Below are 25,253 nucleotides of genomic sequence, written 5' to 3'. Positions count from 1 at the left end.
CACATACAGAAAGACAGGGTGAAATCTTTTGAAAACATTAAACGATCAACATCAAGAAAAAATCTTAAAGGCAATGGAATCTGTGTTAAAAGAGCAGGAGTCTGTCAATCGGAATCATTGGCGACTACAATACCATGTGTCTACACCAGCATACTGGATGAATGACCCAAACGGATTCAGCTTTTACAAAGGTGAGTATCATTTATTCTATCAACACCATCCTCACTCTCCTAATTGGGGACCAATGTTTTGGGGACATATAAAAAGTAGAGATCTCACTTACTGGGAACACCTTCCTATCGCTCTTGCTCCGAACGAAGAATATGACCAAGATGGATGTTTTTCAGGAAGTGCAATTGAAAAAGATGGAAAGCTGTATGCAATGTATACAGGGAATGTGTGGACAGGGGCTAACTATGATACAGACTTAACACAAGTTCAGTGTCTTGCTGTAAGCGAGGACGGCGTTTATTTTAATAAAGTACCTCAAAATCCAGTTATTAGTTTAGTGCCTGAGGGGGATATTCATCCCTATCATTTTAGAGATCCAAAAGTATGGAAAAAGGATGGCTATTATTATTGTGTTCTTGGATCACGTACAAAGGATCACGAAGGTCAAGTTCTTTTATATCGTTCAAAGGATCTGATGAATTGGGAGTTTATAAATGTAATGGCCAAAAGTCAAGGAGATCTTGGTTTTATGTGGGAGTGTCCAGATCTCTTTAGTCTCGATGGACAGGACGTGCTTGTCATGTCACCTCAAGGGTTAAAACCAAAAGGGGCTCTCTACCATAACTTACATCAAGCTGGATATGTAAAAGGGAAATTAGACTATAAAACGGGACTGCTTCAACATGAAGACTTTCAGCTTTTGGACTACGGGTTTGACTTTTACGCTCCTCAAACAACAGAAGATGAACATGGTAGACGAATCATGATAGCATGGATGGCGATGTGGGAAAGCAACATGCCCGAACAAAAATACAATTGGGCGGGAGCAATGACTATTCCGCGTGAGCTTTCTATTAAACAAGGGAATATAATTAGTAAACCAATTTCAGAGCTTAAGCAGCTTCGTCAAAATCACGTGCAGTATAAAAATATTACAGTTAACGGAGAACAAGAACTTGCGGGTATTTCAGGTGATTGTTACGAACTTGAAGTAAAAATTAACGCAAAAGCTGCTTCACAATTTGGAATAAAATTGAGAACAGATAATGAAACTCACCAGGAAACGCTCTTAACTTATGATAGGCTAGAAAGTTTGTTTATCTTTAATCGCGATAACTCAGGTGAAGGTGATGGGGGAATAAGAAAAGCACCTGTTCAATTAAATGATAATCACTTACATCTTCATCTGTTTGTTGATAAATCGTCAATTGAAGTTTTTATTAATGAAGGCGAGAAAGTGATGACAGGCAGAATCTATCCTGGAGACAACGCAAAAGGTATTTGTTTCTTTGCAGATCAAGAAATTGAATTGAGTACCTTAAATAAATGGAAATTAAGCAAGGGCGTTTCCCCACTGACTTTTAAAGGCTAATAGGAATTGTATAAAGATAGTAGCCAAGCAAAGTACAAGAAAGAAATTACACCAATTTACGTAATTAGATTAACTTGGAGAACAGATGACCTTAAGGGGATCTGTTCTTTATATATATTAATATCTTTATTACCTGGAAAGGTGCTTTTTTTGATTACTGTTATTCTTTATAAATAGTTTTATAAAGAATAGAGGGTAAATCATCAAGTACAAATTAAAAGCCCACCATGTTAAATCGAAATCTTTAATAAATGCCCAATACGCAATAGCTTGTAGCCCTGAGCAAAATGTTAAAACCAGAGAAATTAAAGCGTATCCCTTCCATGATTCCTTATTTAGCTTGTATAAATATAGACTAAATAATCCAGTGAATGAAATAAGAATATCTAGAGGGAAGAACGACCAGTTCCAAGCTATGACTAGGGGATTATTATAATCTTTAAAAGCTGCACTTTGAGGTATAAGCTGAAAATAAGTAACAATCCAATAGATAATAAATCCTATATCGGTGACAAGAAAAAAAGGTTTTAAATATTTCATCTTTTTATCTAATGTGTTCTTCCAAAGTGGATTTACTAGTATCAGCTTCTTTTTCCCCGGTCATATTTAATGTCACTACGCCGATAATAATTAGAGCTATAGCAACGATCTTTAGCAGACTTACACTTTCATTAAAGTACATAAATCCAATTAGCGTAATAATTATAATCCCCATACCTGACCAAATAGCGTAAGCGATTGAAACTTCTAAACTTTTTAACGTTAATGTCAAAAAGCATAAACTACAAATATAAAAAAGTATAAGCAATACACTTGGTATAACTTTAGTAAAACCGTCTGATAATTTCATGGTCGTAGTCCCAGCAACTTCGAAAAGAATAGCTAAACATAGATAAATCCAATGCAACTTTCTTCGCCTCCTTATTTTTTACAGAAATACTATTCAAAAGAATATCTATAATAGAGCTTGATATTTCAATCATTTAAACTATAAAAAAGACTCGTAGATAACAAATAAATATAACTTTAAATATCCCATAAGTATAAGTTTAACATATTAGGATTTTTATGTATAATCTATAGATGTTGTTACTTACATATTTTGAGGAGGAGAAAAGAAATGAAGAAAACGTTTGTCGCATTAATTTTTGCTTTATCCCTGGTTGTATCTGCATTAGGAATTCAGCCTTCCAATGCTAAAGGTGAATCAAACCACAATCCGGTTGTTCTTGTTCATGGAATCAGCGGTGCGTCCTATAACTTTATTGCTATCAAAAACTATTTAATCGCTCAAGGATGGGATCGCAATGATCTTTATGCTATTGATTTTATAGATAAGACAGGCAACAATTTGAATAATGGGCCTCAGCTTGCTCGATACATTGATCAAGTGTTGAAAGAGACGGGAGCTAAGAAGGTAGATATTGTTGCTCATAGTATGGGGGGAGCAAACACGCTGTACTATATTAAATATCTAGGGGGAGGGGATAAGATTGAAAATGTCGTGACATTAGGAGGAGCGAATAGTTTAGTTTCTTCTACAGCACTCCCAGGTACGGATCTCAATCAAAAAATTCTTTATACGTCGATCTACAGTATAAATGATCAAATTGTTGTTAATAGTCTCTCTAGGTTGCAAGGAGCAAGAAATATTCAACTTTATGGCATTGGACATATTGGATTGCTTTCAAATAGTCAGGTTAACGCGTACATAAAAGAAGGGCTGAATGGCGGGGGACAAAATACAAACTAATTATTTTTTAGGTGGGCAAGGCAGGCTCGACTTTTATATATTGGGGATTAGGCTGTTTGCCTTTGTTTTTCAACAGCATGGACTCGATGAAAAACACCTAAAGTCGCAGTATCTTCAGCATAGAAATAGATTAGACTGCTAAAAGTACCTCGGTTAATCGGGGTGCTTTTTTTAGGTTTTTGTACAGCGAGTCCATGATTAAAAACCGCTCAAAGTGGTTTTTAATCGCGCATTGCGCCTGCCTCTCGAGAAGTCATTGCGCCTTGTCCTTGACTTACATCTCTTTGGATTTCTTGTTTTACTTTTTGTGGATCTGTTTCAGAAGCTGCCGGTTTCTCAGTAAAACCCGCATTTCCTTTAGTTGATTGATTCTGTTGCATATAATTTCTCCTTCCTTTTTCATTGGTACAAAAAGGAAGAATGGAAATCCATTCTTCCTTCAGCCATCAATTATAAAATTGTCTTAGAAACGTCCGCCGCCAAGTTGTTGCTCAGCCATTTGTACAAGACGTTTTGTGATTTCGCCACCTACTGATCCGTTTGCACGTGCAGTTGTATCAGCACCAAGGTTTACACCAAATTCGCTAGCGATTTCATATTTCATTTGATCGATTGCTTGTTCAGCACCGTATACTAATAATTCGTTGTTGTTGCTGCTTTTGCTGTTTGCCATGTTGTGTCACCTCCTTGTTTTTCTTAAGTTTCCTATTGTTGAAGAAATGTATCCGTGGTAAATAATGGATGGATATTTCCTCATCAGGATGACATACTAATTTTTAGAAACAACCGACACTGTAAAAAGTGGGATTAGATGTTTCATTTCCTTGTGACTAAAAACTAAACGCTTGCCATGTGTAGGAGAGAGAATGACATTTCGTTTGTCATTCTTTTTTCATGTTCATACGTATACTATTTGAATGACAAAAGCCTAACTCTATAAAGAGTTAGGCTTTCGCTTGATGAGAACGGTCAATATCCAAGGGGCTGCCTCAAATGATTGCTTTTTATATCTATTTTAAGAGTTAGGTTTATTGATTCTAGCCATTGCTTCTTGGACTGCATTTACGATAAAAGGATCTTTTTCCTTCAAGTTATTCACGCTAATTTCACCTGAATGCAAACCTCTGCAAATTTCATGGATATCTTCTTCAATTGTAATCGGCAACTTATTCTCAGTAAGCATGTTACTTAATTCATTTGCTAACATTTTTTGTTGATCCATGGGATTCCCTCCTTGTCATGTAAAAGTATAAAGTGATCAAACTTATTTATCTTCTCTTCCTTCTTGCTGATTCTGTACTTTTTCAATCCCAGTGTTTGATTCAAACCCGACTCTATAGGTTCCGGACTTTTGCTGCTTTACTGACTCTGGCATTTGATACTGTTTTAAATCATCCTGAAACTGTCTTGTGCTTGGATTTCTTTCCACTTATATTCCTCCTCTTCAAATTAAATTTTGACGTTTTAGTTTCCCCATTTCGTAAAACAATTAAGCATGTTGTACATGTTTCTTATCAACAAATAGCTACTTAATTCGGATGAAATAAAAATATAACTTAACCTTCCACTTATTTTATCTTCAAATTTTCAAACAATAGGGCTAGGAGGTGTTTTTATGCCAAAGAAAGACTTTAAAGGCGTTGATAATTCAGGAATTGCAGAAAGAGTTGATTATAACAACTATAAAAATAAAGATAGCAATAATGATCCTACGTTTAACCGTATCGTTGAAGAAGATGGGCGTGCTATTGACCCAGGGGAAACCTTAGAAAATTTTTTCACTGACCTTGAAGGTGAAGAGCCACAAGAAATTACAACCTAATAAAATAAAAAAGAATAGAAAGCAGATGCTCTCTTTTAGGGAAAAGACACATAAAACGTATATATTTTCTTGAGAAAACTCGCTATAACCGAGTTGGAATGAACAAACAAAATGAGTGCTATTAATAGAGGTGAAGTTAATGTCGCATACAAAAATTGAACGAACAACGTATATGTATGATCCGTTGACCATACAAGGTCTTGAAATGAATATACCTAAAGAGGGTGAAGGCAACCAATCACTAATAAATCGTTCAGGATTAAGTACCTCTACGTTCAAAACAAACATGAATAGAGAACATTTTGAACGGTATATTTACTAACAAGAATATCCTGGAGCTTTTTATTTTATAAAAGGATCCTTCTATTTTCTATCCTAGAAGGGTCTTTCCACTCAATATTCTCATTTCAGTATAGTAAATCAACTGCTTATTCCTAACGTATTGGAGATTTCACCTTGGTTTTAGGTGTGGATGGGTAATAAAAGTGGTTAGTATTTTTTCATATATACTGTCTGTACATCCATTGTAGAAAGGATTTAACGAAATGCAGAAACAAACCTTAATTTTTAATTTAGACGATACGCTTGTTCACTGTAATAAATATTTTAGAGATACAATAAATGATTTTGTGGCTCAATTGCAGGAATGGTTTGAGAATCTGACTAAGGAAGAAATAAAACAAAAGCAATTAGAGATAGATTTAAAAAGCATCGAAAAGTATGGCCTTCACTCTTCTCGTTTTCCAGAATCATTAGTAGCTACTTATTTATTTTTTAGTGAACAAAATCATCAAGATATCCATGAAGATAGAGTAGAAATGGTCAAAAAAATTGGTCAAAGTGTATTTGAAGTACCGATAGAGCCTTTGCCAAATATGTATGAAGTATTAGATAAGCTTAAAGAACAAGGACATAATCTTTATTTACACACAGGTGGAGACGAGGAAAATCAGGGTAGAAAAATTGTTCAGCTAGAGTTAGCTAAATATTTTGAAAAAAGGGTGTTCATTTCTGAACAAAAAGATACACCTGCATTAAAAGAAATACTAAACCAAATTAATTATAATCCCCGAAATACTTGGATGATTGGAAATTCTTTAAAAACTGATATAAGGCCAGCAGTAGAAGTTGGAATACATGCCATTCATGTACCTTCTGAACTGGAGTGGAGTTACAACCAAGTTAAAATTGATATTACGCCAAAAGGCAATTTGATAACCGTTAATTCATTGCTGGAAGTTCCAGAAATCATCCAAAAGCATGCTCAAGAAACTGTTGTATCCACCTAAGGTTAGGTCATATGTAAACACAATGTACAAGAGCAGCTAACCGTTGATACAGATCTAAACCTTACTCAACAATAACCAGACAAAGTTCTTATGTTTTTTCTAATCAAATCACATAATATACAGAGGAGGTGACTGATATGGCAGATCAATCCAAAGAATCAGAAAAAATGATATGTGAAGATCATAATTCTCCAGTTGATGAAAGAAGCTACGATTTATACGAAGCGACGCGTAATTCACTTTTACGTAATGAATTAGATGACAAAAATAAAAACATTTTAAATAATATTGATAACGCAGCGATTGATGTTAATCTTGAGGGATAATGGACATTGAAAAACCTTCTATTCTTGTAAGGGTGAACTAAAAAACACCTCATTCTTACTATCACAAAGCATGTTTAAAAGGTTTATAGTCCTCATGTTTAAAAAATATGTACCCTTAGTATCATAGCAATGGCATGTTACTAAGGATCCATACTTCTTTTTCTTTTAGTAAAGAAGACCCTAAATAATTAGGGTCTTTTTTAGGTGTTTGTCCAAACATTCTATGGTTGTTTCACATACAGTAATAGGAGTCTACTAACAGAAAGAAGAAGATTTTTTATAATGAGAAACAACTATCCTTATCACCACTTTAATTACGGGGGGGTATCAAGGGTCTATGTATCCTCAGGAAGGTAATTGCGGTTATCCTCAATCTAAACCTTGCAGTCAATTGCCCCCTCAAACATTGCCTGCTCAATATGACCCAGTTAAACAAAATACATCTTTTACTGATCAAGATGTATTTGTGCCAGTTGTGCATCCTAGTCATACTACAAATGTTTATCGAAAAAATTATAAATATATGCACTCATTCCCGCATGCAGAATCCGTTGTATGTCAAGAAACGCATCAACATTTTTGCGCTCCAAGCTGTCCACCTAGAACTCGCACTTGGTGCTGATAGCCAAAAAAATCCCTTCATTTTAACAATGAAGGGTTTTTAATATGTGAAATTTATGATGTTATCTAGCTATCGTTGAACAAAGTGGCCCATTTTAGACCTAAATCCAATCGATATGAGTTATGTCTACATATAATACCCTAACCCATGTATATTTGAAGTTTTTTCCTTTATTTAAATACCGTGAAAAGAGGTGTTTATATGTCTAGTTATGGTGGATCTGGCTCTGGTTTTGCTTTATTAGTTGTCCTATTTATTCTTCTTGTCATTATTGGATGCAGCTGTTACGGCCGCGGCTTTGGCGGTTACTAACAATAAAAAAGTCTTTCTCTAATATGAGAAAGACTTTTTTATTGTAGGTTGTGTAGGAGGTTCTTTTATACGCAATAGACCTGATTGGGTGGATTCAAACAATCTATTGCGGAGGGAGTAAAGCTCACATATGGGATCTGAGGATGCTTCATTGTATGTTAAAGAAACTAAAAGGTTATTATTTTTTTATTTATAGTGATATAAAACTTAGTCTATTCACTTCATGGAGCAAATTTCTTTTTTAATCATATGCTAAATGTATGAACGATAAGGAGGTGGAGTTTATGTTCTTTGGCGGTTATGGCGGAGGTTATGGCGGCGGCTGCGGTTACGGCGGAGGTTATGGCGGCGGCAGTGGTTTTGCTTTAATCATCGTGCTGTTTATCTTACTAATCATTATCGGCTGTGCTTGTTGGGGAGGATTTGGCGGTTGCTAATTATTAGTCTGCCTTTATCTCTAACTTAAAAAAGTTAGCTTTATGCTAGCTTTTTTTATTTGTTAAATTGGGACATATATAGTGATGTTAATACTGATCTCCGCTATGTTAACCAATGGTTTACAGCTTGTTACTAAGCGTTTATGGAATTTTTTACATATTTGTTGTAAGCTAAGCCTTAGAGGTGATGAAGGTGAATTTAGGGGAAAAGCTACAGAAGTTAAGAGAAGAGAAAAAGATGTCCAAGGAAGAATTAGCTGGGGAAATGAATGTATCTAGACAGGCTGTATATAAGTGGAAAAATAATAAAGGGTATCCTGATATTGAGAACCTTATTAAGTTAAGTGAGCGGTATAACGTGACGTTAGATGAATTGATTTAAGGGGATGAATCTTTTCAAAGCAAAATAGCAATTGACCGAAAAAAGAGTGAGGATTTATCAGATCCTGGTTTTGTTATTGGAATCATTCTTGTATTCGTAGGGCTATTTTTTGATTTGGATACATTTTCAGCTGGTGTTACCATACTGGGTTTTCTAACGATGTTTTTTTATGATGATTTAAAGAAAACATTTTGGAGTATAAAAAAGGATTTTAAGGAAGAAAGGTAAGTAAACAGGCTTTAAGGTCTCTTAAAACCTGTTTTTGTAACTTCAGTTTTCATTAAGAACCTTGCCAATATAATAAAGGCAGTAGATAAAAGTAATGCTGTTAATCCCTGTTTTAAAATAAACCCAAAAATTGTTATAGAAAATGATCCTAAAAAGAACATTAATTTGACTAAAATATTTCTCTTACTCATTTATAATCATCTCAATTCTACATACAGATAATCTATAAAATTACTGATATTGCTTTCTTTGTCCAACAATCCACGCTAAACCTAAAACAGAAACAGTTACAACTACCGCAGTCAACATAACTATATTCACCTCTTCTTCCTTATAATTACATTGTAACATAGCCTCAGAGTGCTGTTTTAAAAGAGATATGAGAATGACCAATACTATTCACTACTTATGGAAAATAGAGAAGTCAGAGCTTACTTACAAAATAATTTTCGTGTTAAGAGAATGATTCGTAATGAGAAGGCTCAAGCAGAGTTTTTATTTCTTTTAAATAAAGAATTGAAGATATGATTCCTAAAGTATGAAAGTTATCATAATCACCTTTATAAGAACCATGGGCAGTTGAAATAAGTTTAGTTGAAAATTCACCTCTTTGTTTTGGGGAAATCATGTAAAATAATGATAAGAGGGGGAGTAGAAATGAATGGAACAGACACAATAGTATTAAATATAAAAGAGATTAGAAGAAGAAGTATAAAGGTCTGGCAAGCAATTCCTGATGATAAACTCGATTGGAAGCCAGATAAAGAAGCTATGACATGCTTAGAAATGGTTCGTCATGTTTTAGAATCAGAATACTATTATCATCTAGCTATCAAAAATTTGGGTAGCTTAAAGGAATTTGATTCTCCTTTTGAAAAAAGACCATTACAATCTATAAAGGATGAATTGGAGTTTGCAGCATCATACCACCAACAATTTTTAGACATGATTACTACTTTTTCTGAAGAAGATTTAACTAATATTCAAATAGACCGTTCAGATGTTGGTTATATTCGTTCCTTAGGGGATATGTTGATGCGGATAGGCTATCATGAATCCGTACACGCTGGACAACTCTTACAGTATTTGAGAATCATGGAGGTTGATCGACCTAGAATATGGGATTAAACCAATTAAATAATATGTATATCATAGATGTCCCTATTTGCTAAGAAACATCTTTTTGTATTTATAGAAAGCTAATTGTTAACAATCTGGACTTTTTGCATGTGAATTTGACCAAACATCGCTGCAATATCTTTACAAATAGACTGACTAATTAATTGGCTACAAGCAACTAGATCAGCGGCTATATCCATGGAGATAGCCGCAGCAACTTCTGGATCTTGAACACGCGCTCCGACTGGAATATCATCCAAAGCTGCTTCTGAACGTTCAGACGGAGTTGGGGGTAAAGCTACCTCATTTTCCTTTAATAGCTTTTCTACAACTTTCATTCATTAGATTAATAAAACATGTTTTGGTGCTTATTCTCCGTGCTTTAGTTTTTTTATATACCTTATTAAGTACTTTACAAAGATATAAAAACCCTGGCCACAGATGTTAATGTGACAAGGGTTTTTGTTTTTAATTCAACCTAATTTTCCAAGGATATATTAGATCTAATATTATTAGTCCTCATAATCACTTTTAAAAAGTAATTCTTTTGGGATTTCCGTGCCACGTGAGCCTCGAATATCTGTTTCCTTCATTTCCGTGGGGTAGAACACGATGAAGTTCTCAAGATTCATTGAAGCTAGTTTTTTCGGTAAAGTTTCTAATTCTGGGTGCCATGCCACAGTTCCTTTTCTAGCACTTAATAAAATCACAAGATCAGTTGACTTAATATTGTTCAAATCATTTTTATAAACGGAATTCCAGCAATCAATGGATTGGAACTCGACTTCGACATTAGGATGTACCTGTTCCGAAGCTTTTCTATAAGCTTCTAAGTCATCACGAATGACAAGGCCTTGAATTGTCGTGTTGAGTTGGGATGCAATGCCTTTAATAATTGAAAGTGAATCTTCAAAACCTGGTTTGTGTACGATATTATTTGGCAGAACAAGAATCACTCGTTCCATCGTATTCAACGGCTGCTTGATCGTGGTTATAAGTGAGCGTTGATAGGTATGTTCAAGGAAATTATCAATAACTCTACCGAAGACCTTTTGGCTTCCTTTACCTGAACCATCCCATCCCACGATAATTGTTGTGATTCGTTCCTCTGTAGCAGCACGTTCGATGCCCCATCCAATATTATGATCTACCCGTGTCAATAACTTAACGGGAATATCTGCCCCTGATGCATATGTAAGAGCGTGTCCAAGCATTCTTTCAGCTTGTGCTACGTCATTACCTGCTTGTTTTAAATCCTTTTGAACGACTGTTAAGGGATAAATCGGTTCTTCTGTCTTTTTCGCCTTTTTAAGAACAAATCCTAAATCAAGTAAAGATTCCATTATATTTGAATTTGTAATTGTGATTAATATACGTTCCGGAAGTGTATCGTCCAGTACTTCTTTATCTTGTGCAACAGCCAATTTCCTTCCATATTTTTCACACAAGTAGGGCCCCAGAATACAAGTAACTAAAATGACAATAATTACAGCATTTATGATTTGCTGGTCAAATAATCCAAATTGATATCCAACAAGTGTTATTGCCAATGTTGCTGCAGCATGGGTAGTGGAAAGTCCAAATATTACCTTACTTTCAGTCTTAGAATAACCATATACTTTACTCGTAACCCAACTGGCAAGTAGTTTACTTCCAATTGCTACAATTGTAATTAATACAATGGTTAGTAATGCTTTAGGGCTCGAAATAAGAACACCAAGATCCATTAACATACCTACAGATAATAAGAAAAATGGAATAAATAAGGCATTTGCCGTAAAGCGAATTCGATTCATTAATGGTCCATGATCGTAAATGTACCGATTTAAGGCTAGACCGGCTAAAAATGCGCCGATGATTGGTTCTAATCCCACAAATAAGGAGATTGCCCCTGCAACGAATAAAATGGCCAGAACAAAGTTGAATTCTGTAGTTCCTTCATTATTAGAACGTTTAAAGAACCACTTTGTGAGATAAGGGGTCAAAAGTAGAACAACTATAGCAAAAAGGGCAGTTGCAATAATCAAGTATACAAAAAAGCCAACGGTTAAATGGCCTTCAGAGGCACCTGTTATTACTGCAAGGAAAAGTAATGCCAAGCTATCTGTTAATAATGTACCGCCAACTGCTGTGGTGACAGCCTGGTTTTTTGCGACGCCAAGTCGGCTGATGGCAGGGTACCCTAAAAGAGTATGTGTAGAGAAAATGCTACCGAATAAAATAGCTGATAGCATGCTGAGATTAAGCCATAACCCTACTAGTATTCCAAGAATCAATGGGATTAAAAACGAGAGGAGACCAAATAAAATGCTGCGATTTCGGTATTTTTTGAAACCATCAAGGTCTAACTCAAGGCCTGCTATAAACATAATAAATAATAATCCAACTGTTCCAAGCAATTGAATGGTTGAATCTCGTGCTAATATTTCTAGACCATTTGGTCCGACGATAATACCTGCAATAATGGGACCAATAATAGCAGGTATCCTTAGTTTTCCCATGAGTATAGGGAATAACAAAAAGATTAATACAGCAAAACCAAATATGAGAACTGGTTCTTTTAGAGGGAAGTGCATAGATATCCCAACCTCACTTTCTACTCGCTAATTTTAGTATTAGCTTTTTTGGAAACATCAATGGTACTATATATAATTTAAAAATTCTAGTCTCAAAACCTATTTGATAAACATTCCTTTTTTCTTTTTAAATTATCCTAAAAGGATAATTTAATTTATAAAATGGAGTACCTTGAGCAAACTACTCAAGACGCTGTGAGGCATCATAATGCTAATTCTCCAGTTTCCTTACGAGAACAGAAAAAGCTACTGTTGAGGCCAGTAGCTTTTTCTGTTTTTAAGCTGCATATGATATACAATTAATTACCATAATGTCTCTTTCGGGAACACATGAAAAAACCAATTCTCTGAGAGGCAAAGGATTGGTAAAAGGGTCTTTTTCTTCTTTATGATGCACGTTTTTCTACATTGTTGAAAATTTAACATTCCTTCAGTAGGTGAGAGTGGAATTAATGCATAAAATAAGTACTTTCTATACCTATGCTTATAGTGGGAAAGATAGTATTTGTTGTGCTTTATTTTCAGTTATAGATTTCTTTAAAAAGGTACCTCATTCTCCAATGCCATTAGAATGAGGTACCTTTTTTCTTATTTAACTACTAAAGAAACTTCCACTCTTTCTTTTTCTCTTATAACGATGATGTCCATAACTTTCGTGGTGGTCACGCTTTTTCCTATAGTTATCACTGCTGCTATAACTCTTAAAAGGTTTTGATTTTCCTCTTTTATAATCACTGCTACTATAACGCTTGTGTTTATTATTCATTAGTGAATCAAACAGTTTCTTGAACATAATTTAATCACTCCTCATAGTCATTTTAAATCTATAAAAAACAAAAAGCGCTTTTATCCTTTTAGTAGATAAAAGCGCTTGATGTACAAACACAGACTTCACCCAACTAAAAATGTAGGCAAAGGTCTTGCTAACAATTAAGATTGCCAACAAAGCCGGAAACATTTTGTTTCGTAGTGACGACTTTTGTTGTACAGCTACTCCCCTTTGGAGTATTCAGTTTGTTCAATGTTAACTTAAACCAATTCTATAAGTCAATTAATAACTAATGAGTAATGATCTTTCCGAACGTTGTTCGTATCGTTTATCTGCCCGTGTAATAAAAACGACAAGTTTTGTTACGTTAGATAAACGCTATGAATGAGTTGCGTGTAGCTGATCCTTGGTAGCGTAGACCAGCCTTATAGTCTTTTTACTCACCAGGGCCTATCAGTTGTTCACCTTGGTAAAGTTCATATACGTATGGGTTATCAGGTGGATGAATGGACTCAATCTGTTGAACCTGAATATAGGGGGTATTTTCTCCGTTATACGTAGTTTTTTGTATTATTCCTGTTATATGAACCCATGTATCTTTTTTTAATGCTGAGGCATTTTCTAGGGTAGATAATAAGCCGTATACAGATGCATCTGCTGCACAACAAGATATTCCAAAACGAGCAACAACGAGTTGATTATCTTTAAATCCTTTTTCACGATATACAAAACCATTTACTTCGATTTTTTTTCCAATAAACTGATCTGTGTTGTTTTCAATAATATTCATGACTGGAATATAATTCGTGTCATTTATAGAAATTACCGATTGCTTGAGTATCTTCTTTTGAAGCAACTCATAAAAACCTTTAGGTGCTACTTTAGCAGTAATACTGTTTTGATGGTTTGTTGGAACATTCTGCGGTGTTTCTTCTGAATTTCCATCTAATAAATCATTTGTATATGTTTCTAATTTTGAATTGGTAGTGTCACTTTTTTTATCATCTGCGGGTTGTTGAGTATCAGGTGTATTAACTGAAAAATTTAATCCTCTTTTTATTGCAACCGAACTATCAAGTGTATGGTTAGACAATAAAAAGCCCGTCATAATAGGCAATAGAAATAAAGAATAAACAAAAGCTGTTTGAATTTTTCCTTTTTCAATATGATCATGACCGCATTCACAAGATAAATCCTTATTTACACTACTTCGCCAAATTTGTATAATTCCCAACAAAAAAAAGGTACCAGAAGAAAACAATATAAAAGGCATCATTTTAGGCACAATAAATTGAATGATTTTACCTGTTAATATGAGTTTAAACATAAGAAGGGAAAAACCAATTAGTAATATTCCCCTTATATAAATAATAAATTGCTGATCAATTTTTTTCATACCATTTCTCCTATCTACTAACTATTCCATAAGTCATGACGATAAGATACACAATCACAGTAATGATAAGAATCAGACTAAATGCAAAACGTTTTTTAAAAAAAGCCAGCAGCATAATAGTGTTTTTAAAATCCATCATAGGTCCATATAGTAGGAAGGCAAGAAGAGCTGTAGGTGAAAATGTATGAGAAAAAGATGAAGCAACAAAAGCATCTGCTTCTGAACAAAGTGACAGCACATAAGCAAATCCCATCATAACGGCAGAAGACATGTAGTCATTGCTTGCAAGATTCGTCAATAGTTGTCTATCTAAAAAGGTTTGAAATAGACTTGCTACGAGTGCACCAAATAATAAGTATTTGCCCATATCGAAAAATTCATCACTGGCATGATACAACGTTTGTTTTAACTTATTTCCTGCTTTTGCTTCCTCATGTTCGTGAACGTATACATCTCGTAGCTGATTGGAATTTTTAAAAAAGAAATAAACGGATAGACCAATTAATATACAAGCAGCAACAGCCAGACCCATACGACTGTAGACGATGGGCGTATTTGACTGGAAAGCATAAAAAGTGGCAGCAAATACAACTGGGTTTAAAATAGGTGCCCCGACTAGAATAACAACGCCAATATGAAGAGGCATTCCTTTTTTTAATAGCCTTCTTATAACGGGAATAATGGCGCATTCACAAACGGGTAAAAGAGTACTTACTAAAACAGCCGGTATAAGCGCAATATATGGATTTTTTGGAATCAAACGTTGAATAAGTTCTTCAGAGACAAATACTTGAATAAGAGCAGATGCAAATACTCCAAGCAGGATAAACGGAATAGCTTCAAGTACAATACTTAAAAAAATGGAGTTTACATTTAATAAGGATGCTGGAATAGCTAAATCTTTCGTATTTATATCAACAAAGAAAAAACAATAACCAAAAAGCAGTAGTAATAAAACACCTATTAGGTCTTTACTTAATTGTGATAGAGTTGTCATAATCTATCGTTCCACCTCCATTTACTAGAACTATATGATAGAGTTTGAACTAATTATGCAGATAATTTAAAAAAGGTAATATAATAAGGGTCATATTATCCATAAAATAACTATAAATATGAGTTTTATTGCTTACTTGCGCTTAATAAAATTTACAATATTTTAATACTTATATTGTTATAAAATACGTAAGTTGGTAAAATAAAGAAAAATGATTGGTGGTATTTGGATATTGATGAGTATTAAAGAGAAGATACTAATGAAGTATGTAGAGAGAAAATTACATAAATTACAAATTAATCTTGTGCATTTCATTCCAGGAAGAATTAGACTTCGATCAACTGTTTGGAAAGAAAATAAAAGATTAGTTGAATTAATTATTTCAAATTTGAAATCTCAGGTTCTTGTATATGATGCATTATTTACACCAGATACCGGGAGTTTACTCATTACATATAATGCTTCTCACATGACAAATAACAAAGAAATTGAAGAGTGGTTTCAACTTATTGAGCAAATATACCAAGAAGAATATAGATCTTAAGGAAAGGGAGGAATGAGCATGCTTCCTACTGTAATTGGTTTAGGTGCCTCTTTTATTGCCCCTAAAATTATGTCTCAATTCCGTGATCAAAAAATAAAAGTATTACATGCTATGCCTGGTCGGTTGCGTATACAATGTGACAGTTGGAAGCACCGTATTATTGCACGTACTTTAACTGAAGAAGTAAAAAAACATCCTCTTATTTTAACTTCACAAGCTTCAGAAATAACCGGAAGTTTAGTACTTCAATTTGTTGTACCTCATATTAATCAAGAAGAGTTAGATGAACTGATGAGTTATATCGTACAAATAGCATCTAACGCCATTTTAAAGATAGATGCTACATTGATGAATGGCATGACTAATACACTTGGATTTATAGACAAAGGGATTAAAAAGCAAACCAATGGTTTTGCTGATCTTGATAGTTTATTTATTCTATTTTTATTAGGAAAAGGAATTCAGACGTTTGGAAGTGCGCCTGCTTTCTCCGCAAGCTTACTTTATTGGTCATACAGCATCATTAAAGATAAGGGGGAAAAGAATAGGTGATGATGTTTGGGGTAAAGGTAGCTCATTCTCTTCCTGGAAGAACCCGGTTTTATATACCTAAACAGCTAGAAATAAGCCATATTGAAACTTGGTTACGTTCTTTTCCAGGAGTACATTCTGCAAGCTATAATCAAGTAACTGGAAGTCTACTTGTTTATCATCATATTAATCTCTCTTTATATAACCTAAAATCGTTCATCTATAAATATAAACATACAATTAAGCAAGCAACATATTCATGGAAGAAAGTTATGCCTATCATAGCTTGTGGGACCATATTTTTAGTTAACTGGTATCTTCAACGTTCTTCGTGTCCTGTTATATTAAAGGCACTTTCTTACTGGCTTAGTATCTTTACTGCCATTGGCACTTCCTATGATGTAATTAAAGATGGTATTTTTCATGTATTAAAAGAAAGAAAAGGGAATGCAAATACATTAACAGCTGCTTCTATATTCGCTTCATTATATATGAAGAATCCAGGATCAGCTTTAATCATTACTTTAATGTCTACAATTAGTGAGCTATTAACAGACTATACATCTGAACAAACAAAACACTATATTCACTCTGTTTTAAAATTAGATACTTCATATGCTTGGAGAGTAAATGAAAAGGGCATTGAAGAGAAGGTTTTAGTAGAGCATATTCAAGTTGGTGATCAGGTCGTTGTATTTACTGGAGAGAAAATTCCTGTTGATGGAATTATAATAGATGGGAACGGGACAGTAGATGAGGCTTCAATCACTGGCGAATATATGCCACGTGAGATAAGTGGTGGGGATAACGTGTATGCAGGAAGTGTCTTACAGGGTGGACATCTTACGGTAACAGTTGAAAAAGTAGGGGAAGATACGTCCCTTTCTAAAATTATAAAATTGTTAGAGGACGCACAAGATAAACGCGCTCCTATTCAGAATATAGCTGATACAGTAGCCGAAAAAATGGTGCCTGTTTCTTTTGGTTTGGCACTACTTACATTTGTCTTAACTCGAAACCTTAACAGAGCTATGAATATGTTAGTTATTGATTTTATTTGCGGAATTAAATTATCAACAGCAACAGCTTTATACGCATCAATTGGACGTGCTGCAAAAGAAGGGGCTATTGTTAAAGGAAGTCATCATATCGAAAAGATGTCTAAAATAAATACTGTCATCCTTGATAAGACAGGAACCATTACAGAAGGAACTCCTGTAGTTCAGCAAGTGATTGCTGCTGAAGGCTTTAATCAAGAAGATGTCATTCGTTTAGCTGCAACAGCTGAGAAAAATTCCACCCATCCTATTGCCGCTGCAATTATTAAACAGGCGAAAGACTGGAACATTTTAATTCCTATTAGAGATGATAATGCTCAGGTAGAAACAACAGTAGGAAAAGGAATTTCTACTTGGTTAAATGGTAAAAAGGTTGTTGTTGGAAGTTCACGCTTTATGAATGAATTAAAGATTAAAACAAATAGCTTACTTCAACAAATGCAAAATGACGAAAATGTGATTTATGTAGCCTATGATCAAACACTTGTAGGAGTAGTTAGCATTTTTGACAAAATACGTTCTGGCATGCACCGCGCAGTGAATAACCTTCGAGATCAAGGTATTAACGACATTATTATGCTTACCGGAGACAAGAGAACGGTTGCAAGAGAAATGGCACGTCGCTTAAAACTGAACTGGTACCATGCAGAGGCTTTGCCAGAGGATAAAGCCTTTTATGTGAAAAGATATGGAAGAACAGGGGCTGTCATGATGGTAGGTGATGGTATTAATGATGCTCCAGCTTTAGCTCATGCCCATGTAGGTGTAACGATGGGCGCTAAACGAACAGACATTGCTTCAGAAGCCAGTGACGTTATCATTACATCTGATAACCCAGAGATGCTTTCTGAGTTAGTTGGATTATCTAGAAAAACCATGAACATTATTAAACAAAATTTTATTGCCACATTTGCTATTAATGGTATTGCAATTTTATTCGGTGCTTTAGGTATCTTCTCTCCAATTGTGGGAGCAGCTATTCATAATGCAGCCACTATTGGTGTAGTAATAAATAGTGCAAGAATTTTATGGTTAGGGGGGGAAACTAATGAATCCCAAATTCTACGTTCTGCATGATATACCAGGTCGTATTCGATTTCATATCCCAGCATTGAGAGACAAGAAAAATCATGTGGAAATTGAGCATATGTTTTCTGCTTTAAAAGGTATAACGAGTGTGAGAATAGAACTCACCATTCAAACAATGCTTATTCACTATGATGTTTCACAACTTTCTCGCAATACAATTTTTCGTTATGTATCTATATTTTTTCAGCAAACGCGTTTAGATCCACTAGATGATATTATGATTCAAATGGATCCTGCCACACGAAATGATTGGTTACGTACACTGTTTTCTGGGGGGTTACTCTTATTAGCAGGTATTCGGAAATCATCTTTTTATAAACCAGATGCACTTGTATATGGAGCTGTAGTAGCAACAGGCTACACGGTCTTATCTCATGGTACGAGCAATAAAATGAGGCACCCAGACATTTTAACAGGAATTGTTACTATGTTATCTCTCGGACCATCAAATATGCTATATGTAGCGATGATTACATGGATTGTAAATGTCTTGGAATTGTTACATGAAAAGCAGAAAGTGCAATCACAAAAGTTATATACAATTACTTAAGATATTCATTCATACATTTTGTATGAATTGATATAAAAAACTTATGATTATGGGGGATTTTTATAATGATTAATCGCGATTTTCTAATGGGATTTGTATCAGGAACAGTGGTAGGCGCAGTAGGCTACCGTTTATATGAACAAAATGGTGGGCAACTACAACGGCTCGTCCAACCTAAACAAGGATATGGTGGACAACAAACTATTTCATCTTATCAACCTTCTATGGAAGAGCTTCAGGCACAGAAAGAGCGTTTAGAAGATATGATTGCTGAGCTACAAGTAAAATAACGATAAAAAGAGTGAGAGGTAGTTCCAGGCTGCCTCTCACTCTTTTTATCTCATAATGAGGGAATCATTTTAAAATGATTAAACGTTTATTTACCATGCGCTAAAAAGTTTCCTATGGTAAACTCTTGTTAATATTATATTCTGTGACTTGAAAATTATCAATAATTATATAGAAAAATATTCTATTTTTCACAAAAGAAAACAATAATGTATATGTTGTTGCAGTTTTCTTTTTGGCTCAATTAAATTTAGTCATTCTAATGGCCATGAAATAATGAAAGGGAATATTGATAAACATAAATAATTAACACCCCTAGCGATATTAAAAGCCATACGTGCAGGTTTCTGAAGTGGTTGATGGTCTTGCCAATTACTTCATGAAAGATAACAAAGGAGAGTGTACCAATTGCTCCTCCAGTCGATAAAGCTTGTAATTTAAGCGAGGAAGCTTGTACACTTTCACCAATTAATAAACTGCCACCCAAGGATAGAGAGAGGAAAGCTATAATTATTAAAAAGAAGATGTTAGGTACTTTTGCTATAGAGAGGACTGTCATAATTGCCATCCCTTCTGGGACCTGATGTAAAAGGGTAGCTGCGAATACAGAAGCTGATTGGTGCATATCTGTTATTCCAAAGGTAATACCTGTGATGACATTATGAAAAAAGATAGCAACCGTTAATAAGATAAGTGCCTGTAAAGGTGAGATTTCGCTGTTTTGTTTATGCAAAAAGAGGTCAATGCATAGCATGATGATATATCCGGCTACAATTCCTAATAAAACCCCTCTTAAGTCATATAGATGCCAAGTAGACGGAAGGATATCAAAGAATAATAAACCTAATAAGATTCCTCCACATATAGCATACATAAATTGAATTCTTCCCCGAGCTAGATGACTTACTAATTTAAGAAGTCCTCCTCCTACTAATAAACCAAGTAAAGAACCCAAAGTGAATAAGATATTCATTTCTATATGCATAGTTGTTACTTCCTTTCGGCTATATTGTTTTTTACAAATAACCTATTCAAAGGAGAGATAATCATACCTACGTTTTATAAATGATTAAAAAATAAAAATTTATTATAGGAACATTCTACGAACAGCAAGTTTTTCGAAAATACATGATAGCAAGAAATCAAAAATTTCTAGATCGCTGAAATTTGCATCAGTTATCGATAAAATCCAGGTTAATTTCCTCAGAGAGCGTTCCTCTTCATAGTATAAAGATAATAGCCAAACAAAGTATAAGAAAGAACAGACGGCCTTAAGGGCATCTGTTCTTTCTTATAACGACAAAATCGTCGTAGAGTAAATGATAAAACTAGTAATTGTATAAGTTAATTTATAGAATGCTTTCCACAAATAAAATGTATTTATTAATTATCTGTCACTAAGTTAGTTTCTAGAATCAAATTATGTAAATTCGAAAAGAAAAAGCCTGTATCTAAGGAGATACAGGCTTTTTTCCATACTGTCTAGGAATTTGTTCATTGGCCCTTGTGAGGCTCTTTCGTTACGTATATCGATTCATAACCAAAGTGCCTTGTGTAAGATACGAGTATCTACTTTCAATTTGAGGTAATACGTTTGTCGAAGTCACTGTTAATTCTTTCAAAACTAATCAGTCCCTTCATGGATTAAGTATTTACCTTCGCACAACAACCAATAATATTAGCGTTGTACTGTATGTGTACCACTTGTTTTAAAGTTAAAACGTTAATCCAACAGATTTTTTAGATTGCTCTTTTATAACAGAACGGTTCGTTAACCATCTTTTTAAATTTCCATAATTGATTTAATGAAGCAAAAGTTAAATAAAGAAATCTATTTAATAGAGAAAAAAGCCTGACCTATAGGATATTATATCGATATAAAAGGACATTACTTTTGTAGATAACGTCCTTTTACATAGTTAATTATTCTTTTTCAGCTATAGTAAAGTATTGTACGTTCCTCTTAACAATGACTAAGTCATTAGCTAGATCCAATACTTTACTTTTATCTTCAAACCTATACTGTATGTAGTTCTTTGCACGAATAAGTGATTTAGCTTCAACTAAATGACTTATTTCACTATTAATTAGATGAAACGTTACTTCATACTTTTTCATAAGAAAACACCTCCATATTATCAATTTTTACTATTACTTAATTTCTGATACCATTTCTTTTGACTGATAATTAAAAAATTAGTTTTGTTCTGTTAGGGCAGACAGAGAAAAAAGCATAAAAATAACGTATGACGTTTCTAGGTAGGGAAAATTCCAAAAACGAAATGAACAGCAAAAACTCACGCCCCTGTAGGAGTATCGTGAGTTTTTGCTGTAATACATAGAAATATTTAATTTGAACGTTCCTTACAAAAGATTTCATTCTTAAGTTAACGTAATCCATATACAACAATTAAATGATTTAACCTTAACCAATTTTTGATATTGACAGATTGGTTATACTTTGTGAGACTTAAAATACATATTGTTCATTAGTTTACATCATGTATAGAATGTATTTTGATGGTACAGGATAGTTTAAATAGTCAATAATCAGAAAAGGTCTAAACGTTTACCACTATACAAGTCACAATCATATGTCAAACACTCAATAAAAGTTATACAAGGAGATGAACTATGTCTAAAAAAACAAAATTGGATCCTAGGATAAGAAGAACAAATAAATACTTAAGAGACGCTTTAGTAGAACTTCTTAAGGAGAAAGATGTCACATCAATTACGATTCAGGAAATTACAGAAAAAGCAGAATTAACACGAGGAACATTTTATTTACATTACCAAGATAAGCAAGACTTTCTCGTTCAGAGTATGAATGAAGTTCTAGAAGATCTACTAGAGCAGGTAAAGCCTAAACAAAGTAATGAGGTTTCCTCAGAATTAGAAGAAAAAGATGAATCTGTTTCTTTCTTAAAGCTTTTTGAATTCATCTATGAACATGCCGATTATTTTAAAGTCATGCTAAGTGATCGAGGGTTACCGCAATTTAGAAGTTATATGACGGAAATTGTAAAGAAGAGAGTATATGGAGAGCTAATCTCTTCCATTAGAGAAGCAGAGGATGGACTTGATATTCCTAAAGATATTTTTATCAGTTATATTACATCAGCTCATATAGGTGTAATTTGTTCTTGGTTAGAAAGTGATATGAAATTTAGCCCTGCATTTATGGCCAATAAATTAACTAGCCTAACACTTTTAGGACCAATTCGAGTGGCAGGTTTAGAAAATAAAATAAAGCTTCCTTACTGAAGCTTTATTTTTTAATTTGTCCTACCTGTAGGCATGCATGAGGATAATTATTTTTTCTTCTTTAACCTAGATACTGTAATGGTTTGAAGAAATATTGGCTCCATATTTTTAGTTTTTTTAAAACATGAAAGGAAGAAAGGAATTGTAGTATGAAAATAGAAAAACATTGGGGAATTTCTTTACTTGCAGTTTTAGCTATTGGTCCTGGTTTAATGTTAAACACTGCATTAAATTCTATACATGAAATTCTTCAAAAAACTTTTAACAATCAATCTTATATTTCTATAACACCGGTTTTAATAGGGGTTATTAGCTTTGCATTTTGTATTCCATTTGGACCTATCCTTCGACATAAGCTAGGTGAGAGAAGGACGTATGTTTTTTCAATGTGCTTGTTTCTTATAGGAGCTATCGTAAGTATTACTTCCAACAGCTTCTTAGGAATGGGAATTGGGCGGTTTCTACAAGGTATAGGAACTGGTTTAACACTTATGATGATGATTCCAATGCTGGTTCTTTCCTTCCCTATTCATAAACGTAACTTTGCATTACTTATCCTTATAGGCGGATTTTATGGATCTAGTGTTACGGGTATTTTTCTGGGAATGTTAGTGAATAGCTACGGACATTGGAGATGGTTATTCTATATAGCGATTGTACTTTCCTTATTGGGAATATGTTTAAGCTATAAATTCTTAACAAATGATCATTCTAAGCAACAGCAGAAAGATCATTTGCCATTTGACATAATAGGTTTAACTTTAATGTTTATTTTCACAGCATTTATTGCTTTTACATTACTTAATCTCCAAAAATTAGGATGGACATCTACTTATGTATGGATAGGCATAGTAGGAAGCATCACTTTTCTATGCTTTTTATTTATAGCAGAGTGGCATATTGAGAACCCTTTAATCCCCTTTAGATTAGTGGTTTCTCCAAAACCTGCTCTCGCTATACTAATAGCTATTATAGGCAACATTAGTATGAGTTTAACTCTTTTATCATTGCAGGGGCTGCTTAAAAATGGATCTGTTTTTGATAAAGGAGACATTTCACTGATATATATAGGGCTTTTTGTTGGAATAGTGATCGCGGCCATATTAAGTACCATATTGTATGATAAAGTTGGACCAGGCGTATTAGGTATTTTAGGAGCCATCATTATTATGGGAGTTAACATACAATGGATTTATTTAAAAGGTACCGTTCCAGCTTTCCTCTTTGTTAGTAGCTTTGCAGCTTTAATAGCAGGAGTAGGTTTAACAGTTGCATCTGGACTAATGGGTGCAGCTTTAGGCGGACCTTTACCAAGTTTAGTACCTAGGATGGTCACTGTTCAATTCATAAGAGTCATAGCATCTGCAGTAATTCCTGTAAGTAGTAGTGTAGTCTTTGCAAAGGTGTATAAAGATAACCTTATGACGGTAAGTTCAGAAGGCCAGCTTGCTAGTAAAGAAAATTTCACTCAATCTCTACATTTAAAATCTGAAATTATCACCTATCATACTTTTTCTGCTTTTTCGTGTTTATTGAGTTTTTTGGTATTAATTCTCTCGTTTTTGATGTTCCTAACAGGTAAGGGCCACAAGCTAGCTCATAAGCCTCATGATAAAGAAAAAAATAAAGAAAATCTAAATGCGGAAAAGATTCACAGTACAAAAGCTAAAAAAACTACTCCGCTTCCGCCCCTTGACGGTTCATCTAAAGAGTCTTTTTCTAATCAAGTAATTGGTGATAGCGAGTATAGAGAAGCTTTGAAAAAGTTTGGACAACCTAAATATTCTCCTAATAAAATGGTGTATATGGGAGATCAAGAATATAGAAAAGCTCTTAAAAGGATTAAAGACATAGGAGAATAAGTTAAAAGTTGAACTAAAGGAACTTGAATAAAGAACAGAAAGAGCAAACTCTAATGATAGGGAGTTTGCTCTTTTTATTTATGCAGATGATTCTGTGATACTAACAACCGTCTTTTTTTAAATACATCAAAAAACTCTGTTTATCGTACATAAAGTTTGATACAAGTTTTGGAACAGAAATAAGGTCTTATTTAGGCAGAAATTAATTAGTGATGAAAACGTCTCAAGACCATACTTTTGCTGACTAATCTTTATTGCACCTCATCTTATTCACTATCTGTATCATTTCTATATTCTAAAATATCCCCAGGCTGGCATTCTAAGGCTTTACAAATTGCTTCTAAAGTTGAAAAACGAACGGCTTTTGCCTTTCCATTTTTTAATATAGAAAGGTTAGCCATTGTGATTCCGACTCTCTCTGAAAGTTCTGTTACACTCATTTTCCTTTTAGCTAACATCACGTCAATATTAATAATAATTGCCATGTTAACCA

General features: G+C 34.1%; 31 protein-coding genes and 1 pseudogene. 18 read left to right on the top strand and 14 right to left on the bottom strand.

What is annotated here, in order from left to right; all coding sequences use genetic code 11:
- Positions 1 to 28: 28 nt before the first annotated feature.
- A complete protein-coding gene (locus M3225_RS00895) occupies positions 29 to 1,543 on the top strand; it encodes a glycoside hydrolase family 32 protein (RefSeq protein ID WP_251390408.1) in 1,515 nt (504 codons plus the stop codon).
- A gap of 129 nt (positions 1,544 to 1,672) precedes the next feature.
- Here the strand turns inward: M3225_RS00895 and M3225_RS00890 are convergent, their stop codons facing one another.
- A complete protein-coding gene (locus M3225_RS00890) occupies positions 1,673 to 2,083 on the bottom strand; it encodes a YvaD family protein (RefSeq protein WP_251390406.1) in 411 nt (136 codons plus the stop codon).
- 4 nt (positions 2,084 to 2,087) lie between these two features.
- Positions 2,088 to 2,450, bottom strand: a complete 363-nt coding sequence (locus tag M3225_RS00885) for a DMT family transporter (RefSeq protein WP_251390404.1) — start codon at positions 2,448 to 2,450, stop codon at positions 2,088 to 2,090.
- 213 nt (positions 2,451 to 2,663) lie between these two features.
- On the opposite strand from M3225_RS00885, the gene M3225_RS00880 reads away from it, so the two are divergent.
- The gene (locus M3225_RS00880) at positions 2,664 to 3,296 is read left to right on the top strand and encodes an esterase/lipase family protein (protein WP_251390402.1); all 633 of its coding nucleotides are present in this window, start codon (positions 2,664 to 2,666) and stop codon (positions 3,294 to 3,296) included.
- Positions 3,297 to 3,517: 221 nt separating this feature from the next.
- Here the strand turns inward: M3225_RS00880 and M3225_RS00875 are convergent, their stop codons facing one another.
- From M3225_RS00875 to M3225_RS00860, 4 genes are all read right to left on the bottom strand, one after another.
- The gene (locus M3225_RS00875; RefSeq protein ID WP_251390400.1) at positions 3,518 to 3,676 is read right to left on the bottom strand and encodes a hypothetical protein; all 159 of its coding nucleotides are present in this window, start codon (positions 3,674 to 3,676) and stop codon (positions 3,518 to 3,520) included.
- Positions 3,677 to 3,759: 83 nt separating this feature from the next.
- Positions 3,760 to 3,969, bottom strand: a complete 210-nt coding sequence (locus M3225_RS00870; RefSeq protein WP_221785100.1) for an alpha/beta-type small acid-soluble spore protein — start codon at positions 3,967 to 3,969, stop codon at positions 3,760 to 3,762.
- 342 nt (positions 3,970 to 4,311) lie between these two features.
- Positions 4,312 to 4,518, bottom strand: a complete 207-nt coding sequence (locus M3225_RS00865) for a hypothetical protein (protein WP_251390398.1) — start codon at positions 4,516 to 4,518, stop codon at positions 4,312 to 4,314.
- A gap of 42 nt (positions 4,519 to 4,560) precedes the next feature.
- Positions 4,561 to 4,725, bottom strand: a complete 165-nt coding sequence (locus tag M3225_RS00860; RefSeq protein ID WP_251390396.1) for a hypothetical protein — start codon at positions 4,723 to 4,725, stop codon at positions 4,561 to 4,563.
- A 186-nt stretch (positions 4,726 to 4,911) separates the two neighbouring features.
- Here M3225_RS00860 and M3225_RS00855 point away from each other — a divergent pair, with 186 nt between their 5' ends.
- From M3225_RS00855 to M3225_RS00815, 9 genes are all read left to right on the top strand, one after another.
- The gene (locus M3225_RS00855; protein WP_251390395.1) at positions 4,912 to 5,118 is read left to right on the top strand and encodes a hypothetical protein; all 207 of its coding nucleotides are present in this window, start codon (positions 4,912 to 4,914) and stop codon (positions 5,116 to 5,118) included.
- 139 nt (positions 5,119 to 5,257) lie between these two features.
- Positions 5,258 to 5,440, top strand: a complete 183-nt coding sequence (locus tag M3225_RS00850) for a hypothetical protein (protein ID WP_251390393.1) — start codon at positions 5,258 to 5,260, stop codon at positions 5,438 to 5,440.
- Positions 5,441 to 5,663: 223 nt separating this feature from the next.
- Positions 5,664 to 6,407 (top strand): HAD family hydrolase, encoded by a 744-nt coding sequence (locus tag M3225_RS00845; protein ID WP_251390391.1) that lies wholly within the window; start codon positions 5,664 to 5,666, stop codon positions 6,405 to 6,407.
- Positions 6,408 to 6,544: 137 nt separating this feature from the next.
- Complete coding sequence (locus M3225_RS00840; protein ID WP_251390389.1) at positions 6,545 to 6,733, top strand: hypothetical protein; 189 nt, start codon at positions 6,545 to 6,547, stop codon at positions 6,731 to 6,733.
- Between the two features lie 337 nt (positions 6,734 to 7,070).
- On the top strand, positions 7,071 to 7,355 hold the full coding sequence (locus M3225_RS00835; RefSeq protein ID WP_251390387.1) for a CotD family spore coat protein: 285 nt from the start codon (positions 7,071 to 7,073) through the stop codon (positions 7,353 to 7,355).
- A gap of 201 nt (positions 7,356 to 7,556) precedes the next feature.
- A complete protein-coding gene (locus tag M3225_RS00830; RefSeq protein WP_251390386.1) occupies positions 7,557 to 7,667 on the top strand; it encodes a YjcZ family sporulation protein in 111 nt (36 codons plus the stop codon).
- A 284-nt stretch (positions 7,668 to 7,951) separates the two neighbouring features.
- The gene (locus M3225_RS00825; protein WP_251390384.1) at positions 7,952 to 8,104 is read left to right on the top strand and encodes a YjcZ family sporulation protein; all 153 of its coding nucleotides are present in this window, start codon (positions 7,952 to 7,954) and stop codon (positions 8,102 to 8,104) included.
- 193 nt (positions 8,105 to 8,297) lie between these two features.
- Positions 8,298 to 8,486: a helix-turn-helix domain-containing protein gene (locus M3225_RS29785; protein ID WP_308215711.1), complete on the top strand. Its 189-nt coding sequence runs from the start codon at positions 8,298 to 8,300 to the stop codon at positions 8,484 to 8,486.
- Positions 8,487 to 9,371: 885 nt separating this feature from the next.
- Positions 9,372 to 9,842 carry a DinB family protein gene (locus M3225_RS00815; protein ID WP_251390382.1) on the top strand — a complete coding sequence of 157 codons (471 nt, stop codon included), beginning with the start codon at positions 9,372 to 9,374 and terminating at the stop codon, positions 9,840 to 9,842.
- A gap of 83 nt (positions 9,843 to 9,925) precedes the next feature.
- Here M3225_RS00815 and M3225_RS00810 read toward each other — a convergent pair.
- The 5 genes and pseudogenes from M3225_RS00810 to M3225_RS00790 all read right to left on the bottom strand — a co-directional run.
- A pseudogene (locus M3225_RS00810) lies at positions 9,926 to 10,171 on the bottom strand (DUF3231 family protein); the annotation flags it as partial.
- 174 nt (positions 10,172 to 10,345) lie between these two features.
- Positions 10,346 to 12,409: a cation:proton antiporter gene (locus tag M3225_RS00805; protein WP_251390380.1), complete on the bottom strand. Its 2,064-nt coding sequence runs from the start codon at positions 12,407 to 12,409 to the stop codon at positions 10,346 to 10,348.
- A gap of 592 nt (positions 12,410 to 13,001) precedes the next feature.
- Positions 13,002 to 13,202 carry a hypothetical protein gene (locus tag M3225_RS00800; RefSeq protein ID WP_251390379.1) on the bottom strand — a complete coding sequence of 67 codons (201 nt, stop codon included), beginning with the start codon at positions 13,200 to 13,202 and terminating at the stop codon, positions 13,002 to 13,004.
- Between the two features lie 412 nt (positions 13,203 to 13,614).
- Entirely contained in the window at positions 13,615 to 14,574 is a 960-nt protein-coding gene (locus M3225_RS00795) for a TIGR03943 family putative permease subunit (RefSeq protein ID WP_251390376.1), read from the bottom strand.
- Between the two features lie 10 nt (positions 14,575 to 14,584).
- Positions 14,585 to 15,571, bottom strand: coding sequence for a permease (locus M3225_RS00790; protein WP_251390374.1), 987 nt, complete (start codon positions 15,569 to 15,571; stop codon positions 14,585 to 14,587).
- A gap of 259 nt (positions 15,572 to 15,830) precedes the next feature.
- Between M3225_RS00790 and M3225_RS00785 the strand changes: the two genes are divergently transcribed.
- The 5 genes from M3225_RS00785 (at position 15,831) to M3225_RS00765 (ending at position 19,633) form a co-directional block, all read left to right on the top strand.
- The gene (locus tag M3225_RS00785) at positions 15,831 to 16,115 is read left to right on the top strand and encodes an HMA2 domain-containing protein (RefSeq protein WP_251390372.1); all 285 of its coding nucleotides are present in this window, start codon (positions 15,831 to 15,833) and stop codon (positions 16,113 to 16,115) included.
- 18 nt (positions 16,116 to 16,133) lie between these two features.
- Positions 16,134 to 16,667: an HMA2 domain-containing protein gene (locus tag M3225_RS00780; RefSeq protein ID WP_251390371.1), complete on the top strand. Its 534-nt coding sequence runs from the start codon at positions 16,134 to 16,136 to the stop codon at positions 16,665 to 16,667.
- Complete coding sequence (locus tag M3225_RS00775) at positions 16,667 to 18,781, top strand: heavy metal translocating P-type ATPase (RefSeq protein WP_251391830.1); 2,115 nt, start codon at positions 16,667 to 16,669, stop codon at positions 18,779 to 18,781. Before M3225_RS00780 ends, M3225_RS00775 begins: the two co-directional genes overlap by 1 nt.
- Complete coding sequence (locus M3225_RS00770) at positions 18,753 to 19,343, top strand: HMA2 domain-containing protein (protein WP_251390369.1); 591 nt, start codon at positions 18,753 to 18,755, stop codon at positions 19,341 to 19,343. Before M3225_RS00775 ends, M3225_RS00770 begins: the two co-directional genes overlap by 29 nt.
- 65 nt (positions 19,344 to 19,408) lie before the next feature.
- The gene (locus M3225_RS00765; protein ID WP_251390367.1) at positions 19,409 to 19,633 is read left to right on the top strand and encodes a hypothetical protein; all 225 of its coding nucleotides are present in this window, start codon (positions 19,409 to 19,411) and stop codon (positions 19,631 to 19,633) included.
- Positions 19,634 to 19,890: 257 nt separating this feature from the next.
- On the opposite strand, the gene M3225_RS00760 is transcribed toward M3225_RS00765, so the two are convergent.
- Both M3225_RS00760 and M3225_RS00755 read right to left on the bottom strand, forming a co-directional pair.
- Positions 19,891 to 20,616 carry a hypothetical protein gene (locus M3225_RS00760; RefSeq protein WP_251390365.1) on the bottom strand — a complete coding sequence of 242 codons (726 nt, stop codon included), beginning with the start codon at positions 20,614 to 20,616 and terminating at the stop codon, positions 19,891 to 19,893.
- Positions 20,617 to 21,554: 938 nt separating this feature from the next.
- Positions 21,555 to 21,749, bottom strand: a complete 195-nt coding sequence (locus M3225_RS00755; RefSeq protein WP_251390363.1) for a hypothetical protein — start codon at positions 21,747 to 21,749, stop codon at positions 21,555 to 21,557.
- A gap of 516 nt (positions 21,750 to 22,265) precedes the next feature.
- On the opposite strand from M3225_RS00755, the gene M3225_RS00750 reads away from it, so the two are divergent.
- A complete protein-coding gene (locus M3225_RS00750; protein WP_251390362.1) occupies positions 22,266 to 22,898 on the top strand; it encodes a TetR/AcrR family transcriptional regulator in 633 nt (210 codons plus the stop codon).
- 149 nt (positions 22,899 to 23,047) lie between these two features.
- Positions 23,048 to 24,760, top strand: a complete 1,713-nt coding sequence (locus M3225_RS00745; RefSeq protein ID WP_251390360.1) for an MFS transporter — start codon at positions 23,048 to 23,050, stop codon at positions 24,758 to 24,760.
- Between the two features lie 266 nt (positions 24,761 to 25,026).
- On the opposite strand, the gene M3225_RS00740 is transcribed toward M3225_RS00745, so the two are convergent.
- Complete coding sequence (locus M3225_RS00740; protein ID WP_251390358.1) at positions 25,027 to 25,245, bottom strand: helix-turn-helix domain-containing protein; 219 nt, start codon at positions 25,243 to 25,245, stop codon at positions 25,027 to 25,029.
- Between the last annotated feature and the right edge of the window lie 8 nt (positions 25,246 to 25,253).

The sequence above is a fragment of the Priestia aryabhattai genome, assembly GCF_023715685.1.
GTDB classification, from domain to species: domain Bacteria; phylum Bacillota; class Bacilli; order Bacillales; family Bacillaceae_H; genus Priestia; species Priestia aryabhattai_B.
The sequence above is the reverse complement of the archived record's forward strand: the minus strand, read 5'-3'. Positions and strand labels throughout refer to the sequence as shown.

Excerpts from the sequence above, each read along its gene's own strand:
- M3225_RS00890 (WP_251390406.1), bottom strand. The coding sequence starts at position 2,083 with ATGAAATATTTAAAACCTTTTTTTCTTGTCACCGATATAGGATTTATT.
- M3225_RS00880 (WP_251390402.1), top strand. The coding sequence starts at position 2,664 with ATGAAGAAAACGTTTGTCGCATTAATTTTTGCTTTATCCCTGGTTGTA.
- M3225_RS00875 (WP_251390400.1), bottom strand. The coding sequence starts at position 3,676 with ATGCAACAGAATCAATCAACTAAAGGAAATGCGGGTTTTACTGAGAAA.
- M3225_RS00870 (WP_221785100.1), bottom strand. The coding sequence starts at position 3,969 with ATGGCAAACAGCAAAAGCAGCAACAACAACGAATTATTAGTATACGGT.
- M3225_RS00865 (WP_251390398.1), bottom strand. The coding sequence starts at position 4,518 with ATGGATCAACAAAAAATGTTAGCAAATGAATTAAGTAACATGCTTACT.
- M3225_RS00855 (WP_251390395.1), top strand. The coding sequence starts at position 4,912 with ATGCCAAAGAAAGACTTTAAAGGCGTTGATAATTCAGGAATTGCAGAA.
- M3225_RS00850 (WP_251390393.1), top strand. The coding sequence starts at position 5,258 with ATGTCGCATACAAAAATTGAACGAACAACGTATATGTATGATCCGTTG.
- M3225_RS00845 (WP_251390391.1), top strand. The coding sequence starts at position 5,664 with ATGCAGAAACAAACCTTAATTTTTAATTTAGACGATACGCTTGTTCAC.
- M3225_RS00840 (WP_251390389.1), top strand. The coding sequence starts at position 6,545 with ATGGCAGATCAATCCAAAGAATCAGAAAAAATGATATGTGAAGATCAT.
- M3225_RS00835 (WP_251390387.1), top strand. The coding sequence starts at position 7,071 with ATGTATCCTCAGGAAGGTAATTGCGGTTATCCTCAATCTAAACCTTGC.
- M3225_RS00830 (WP_251390386.1), top strand. The coding sequence starts at position 7,557 with ATGTCTAGTTATGGTGGATCTGGCTCTGGTTTTGCTTTATTAGTTGTC.
- M3225_RS00825 (WP_251390384.1), top strand. The coding sequence starts at position 7,952 with ATGTTCTTTGGCGGTTATGGCGGAGGTTATGGCGGCGGCTGCGGTTAC.
- M3225_RS00815 (WP_251390382.1), top strand. The coding sequence starts at position 9,372 with ATGAATGGAACAGACACAATAGTATTAAATATAAAAGAGATTAGAAGA.
- M3225_RS00805 (WP_251390380.1), bottom strand. The coding sequence starts at position 12,409 with ATGCACTTCCCTCTAAAAGAACCAGTTCTCATATTTGGTTTTGCTGTA.
- M3225_RS00800 (WP_251390379.1), bottom strand. The coding sequence starts at position 13,202 with ATGTTCAAGAAACTGTTTGATTCACTAATGAATAATAAACACAAGCGT.
- M3225_RS00795 (WP_251390376.1), bottom strand. The coding sequence starts at position 14,574 with ATGAAAAAAATTGATCAGCAATTTATTATTTATATAAGGGGAATATTA.
- M3225_RS00790 (WP_251390374.1), bottom strand. The coding sequence starts at position 15,571 with ATGACAACTCTATCACAATTAAGTAAAGACCTAATAGGTGTTTTATTA.
- M3225_RS00785 (WP_251390372.1), top strand. The coding sequence starts at position 15,831 with ATGAAGTATGTAGAGAGAAAATTACATAAATTACAAATTAATCTTGTG.
- M3225_RS00780 (WP_251390371.1), top strand. The coding sequence starts at position 16,134 with ATGCTTCCTACTGTAATTGGTTTAGGTGCCTCTTTTATTGCCCCTAAA.
- M3225_RS00775 (WP_251391830.1), top strand. The coding sequence starts at position 16,667 with ATGATGTTTGGGGTAAAGGTAGCTCATTCTCTTCCTGGAAGAACCCGG.
- M3225_RS00770 (WP_251390369.1), top strand. The coding sequence starts at position 18,753 with ATGAATCCCAAATTCTACGTTCTGCATGATATACCAGGTCGTATTCGA.
- M3225_RS00765 (WP_251390367.1), top strand. The coding sequence starts at position 19,409 with ATGATTAATCGCGATTTTCTAATGGGATTTGTATCAGGAACAGTGGTA.
- M3225_RS00760 (WP_251390365.1), bottom strand. The coding sequence starts at position 20,616 with ATGCATATAGAAATGAATATCTTATTCACTTTGGGTTCTTTACTTGGT.
- M3225_RS00755 (WP_251390363.1), bottom strand. The coding sequence starts at position 21,749 with ATGAAAAAGTATGAAGTAACGTTTCATCTAATTAATAGTGAAATAAGT.
- M3225_RS00750 (WP_251390362.1), top strand. The coding sequence starts at position 22,266 with ATGTCTAAAAAAACAAAATTGGATCCTAGGATAAGAAGAACAAATAAA.
- M3225_RS00745 (WP_251390360.1), top strand. The coding sequence starts at position 23,048 with ATGAAAATAGAAAAACATTGGGGAATTTCTTTACTTGCAGTTTTAGCT.
- M3225_RS00740 (WP_251390358.1), bottom strand. The coding sequence starts at position 25,245 with ATGGCAATTATTATTAATATTGACGTGATGTTAGCTAAAAGGAAAATG.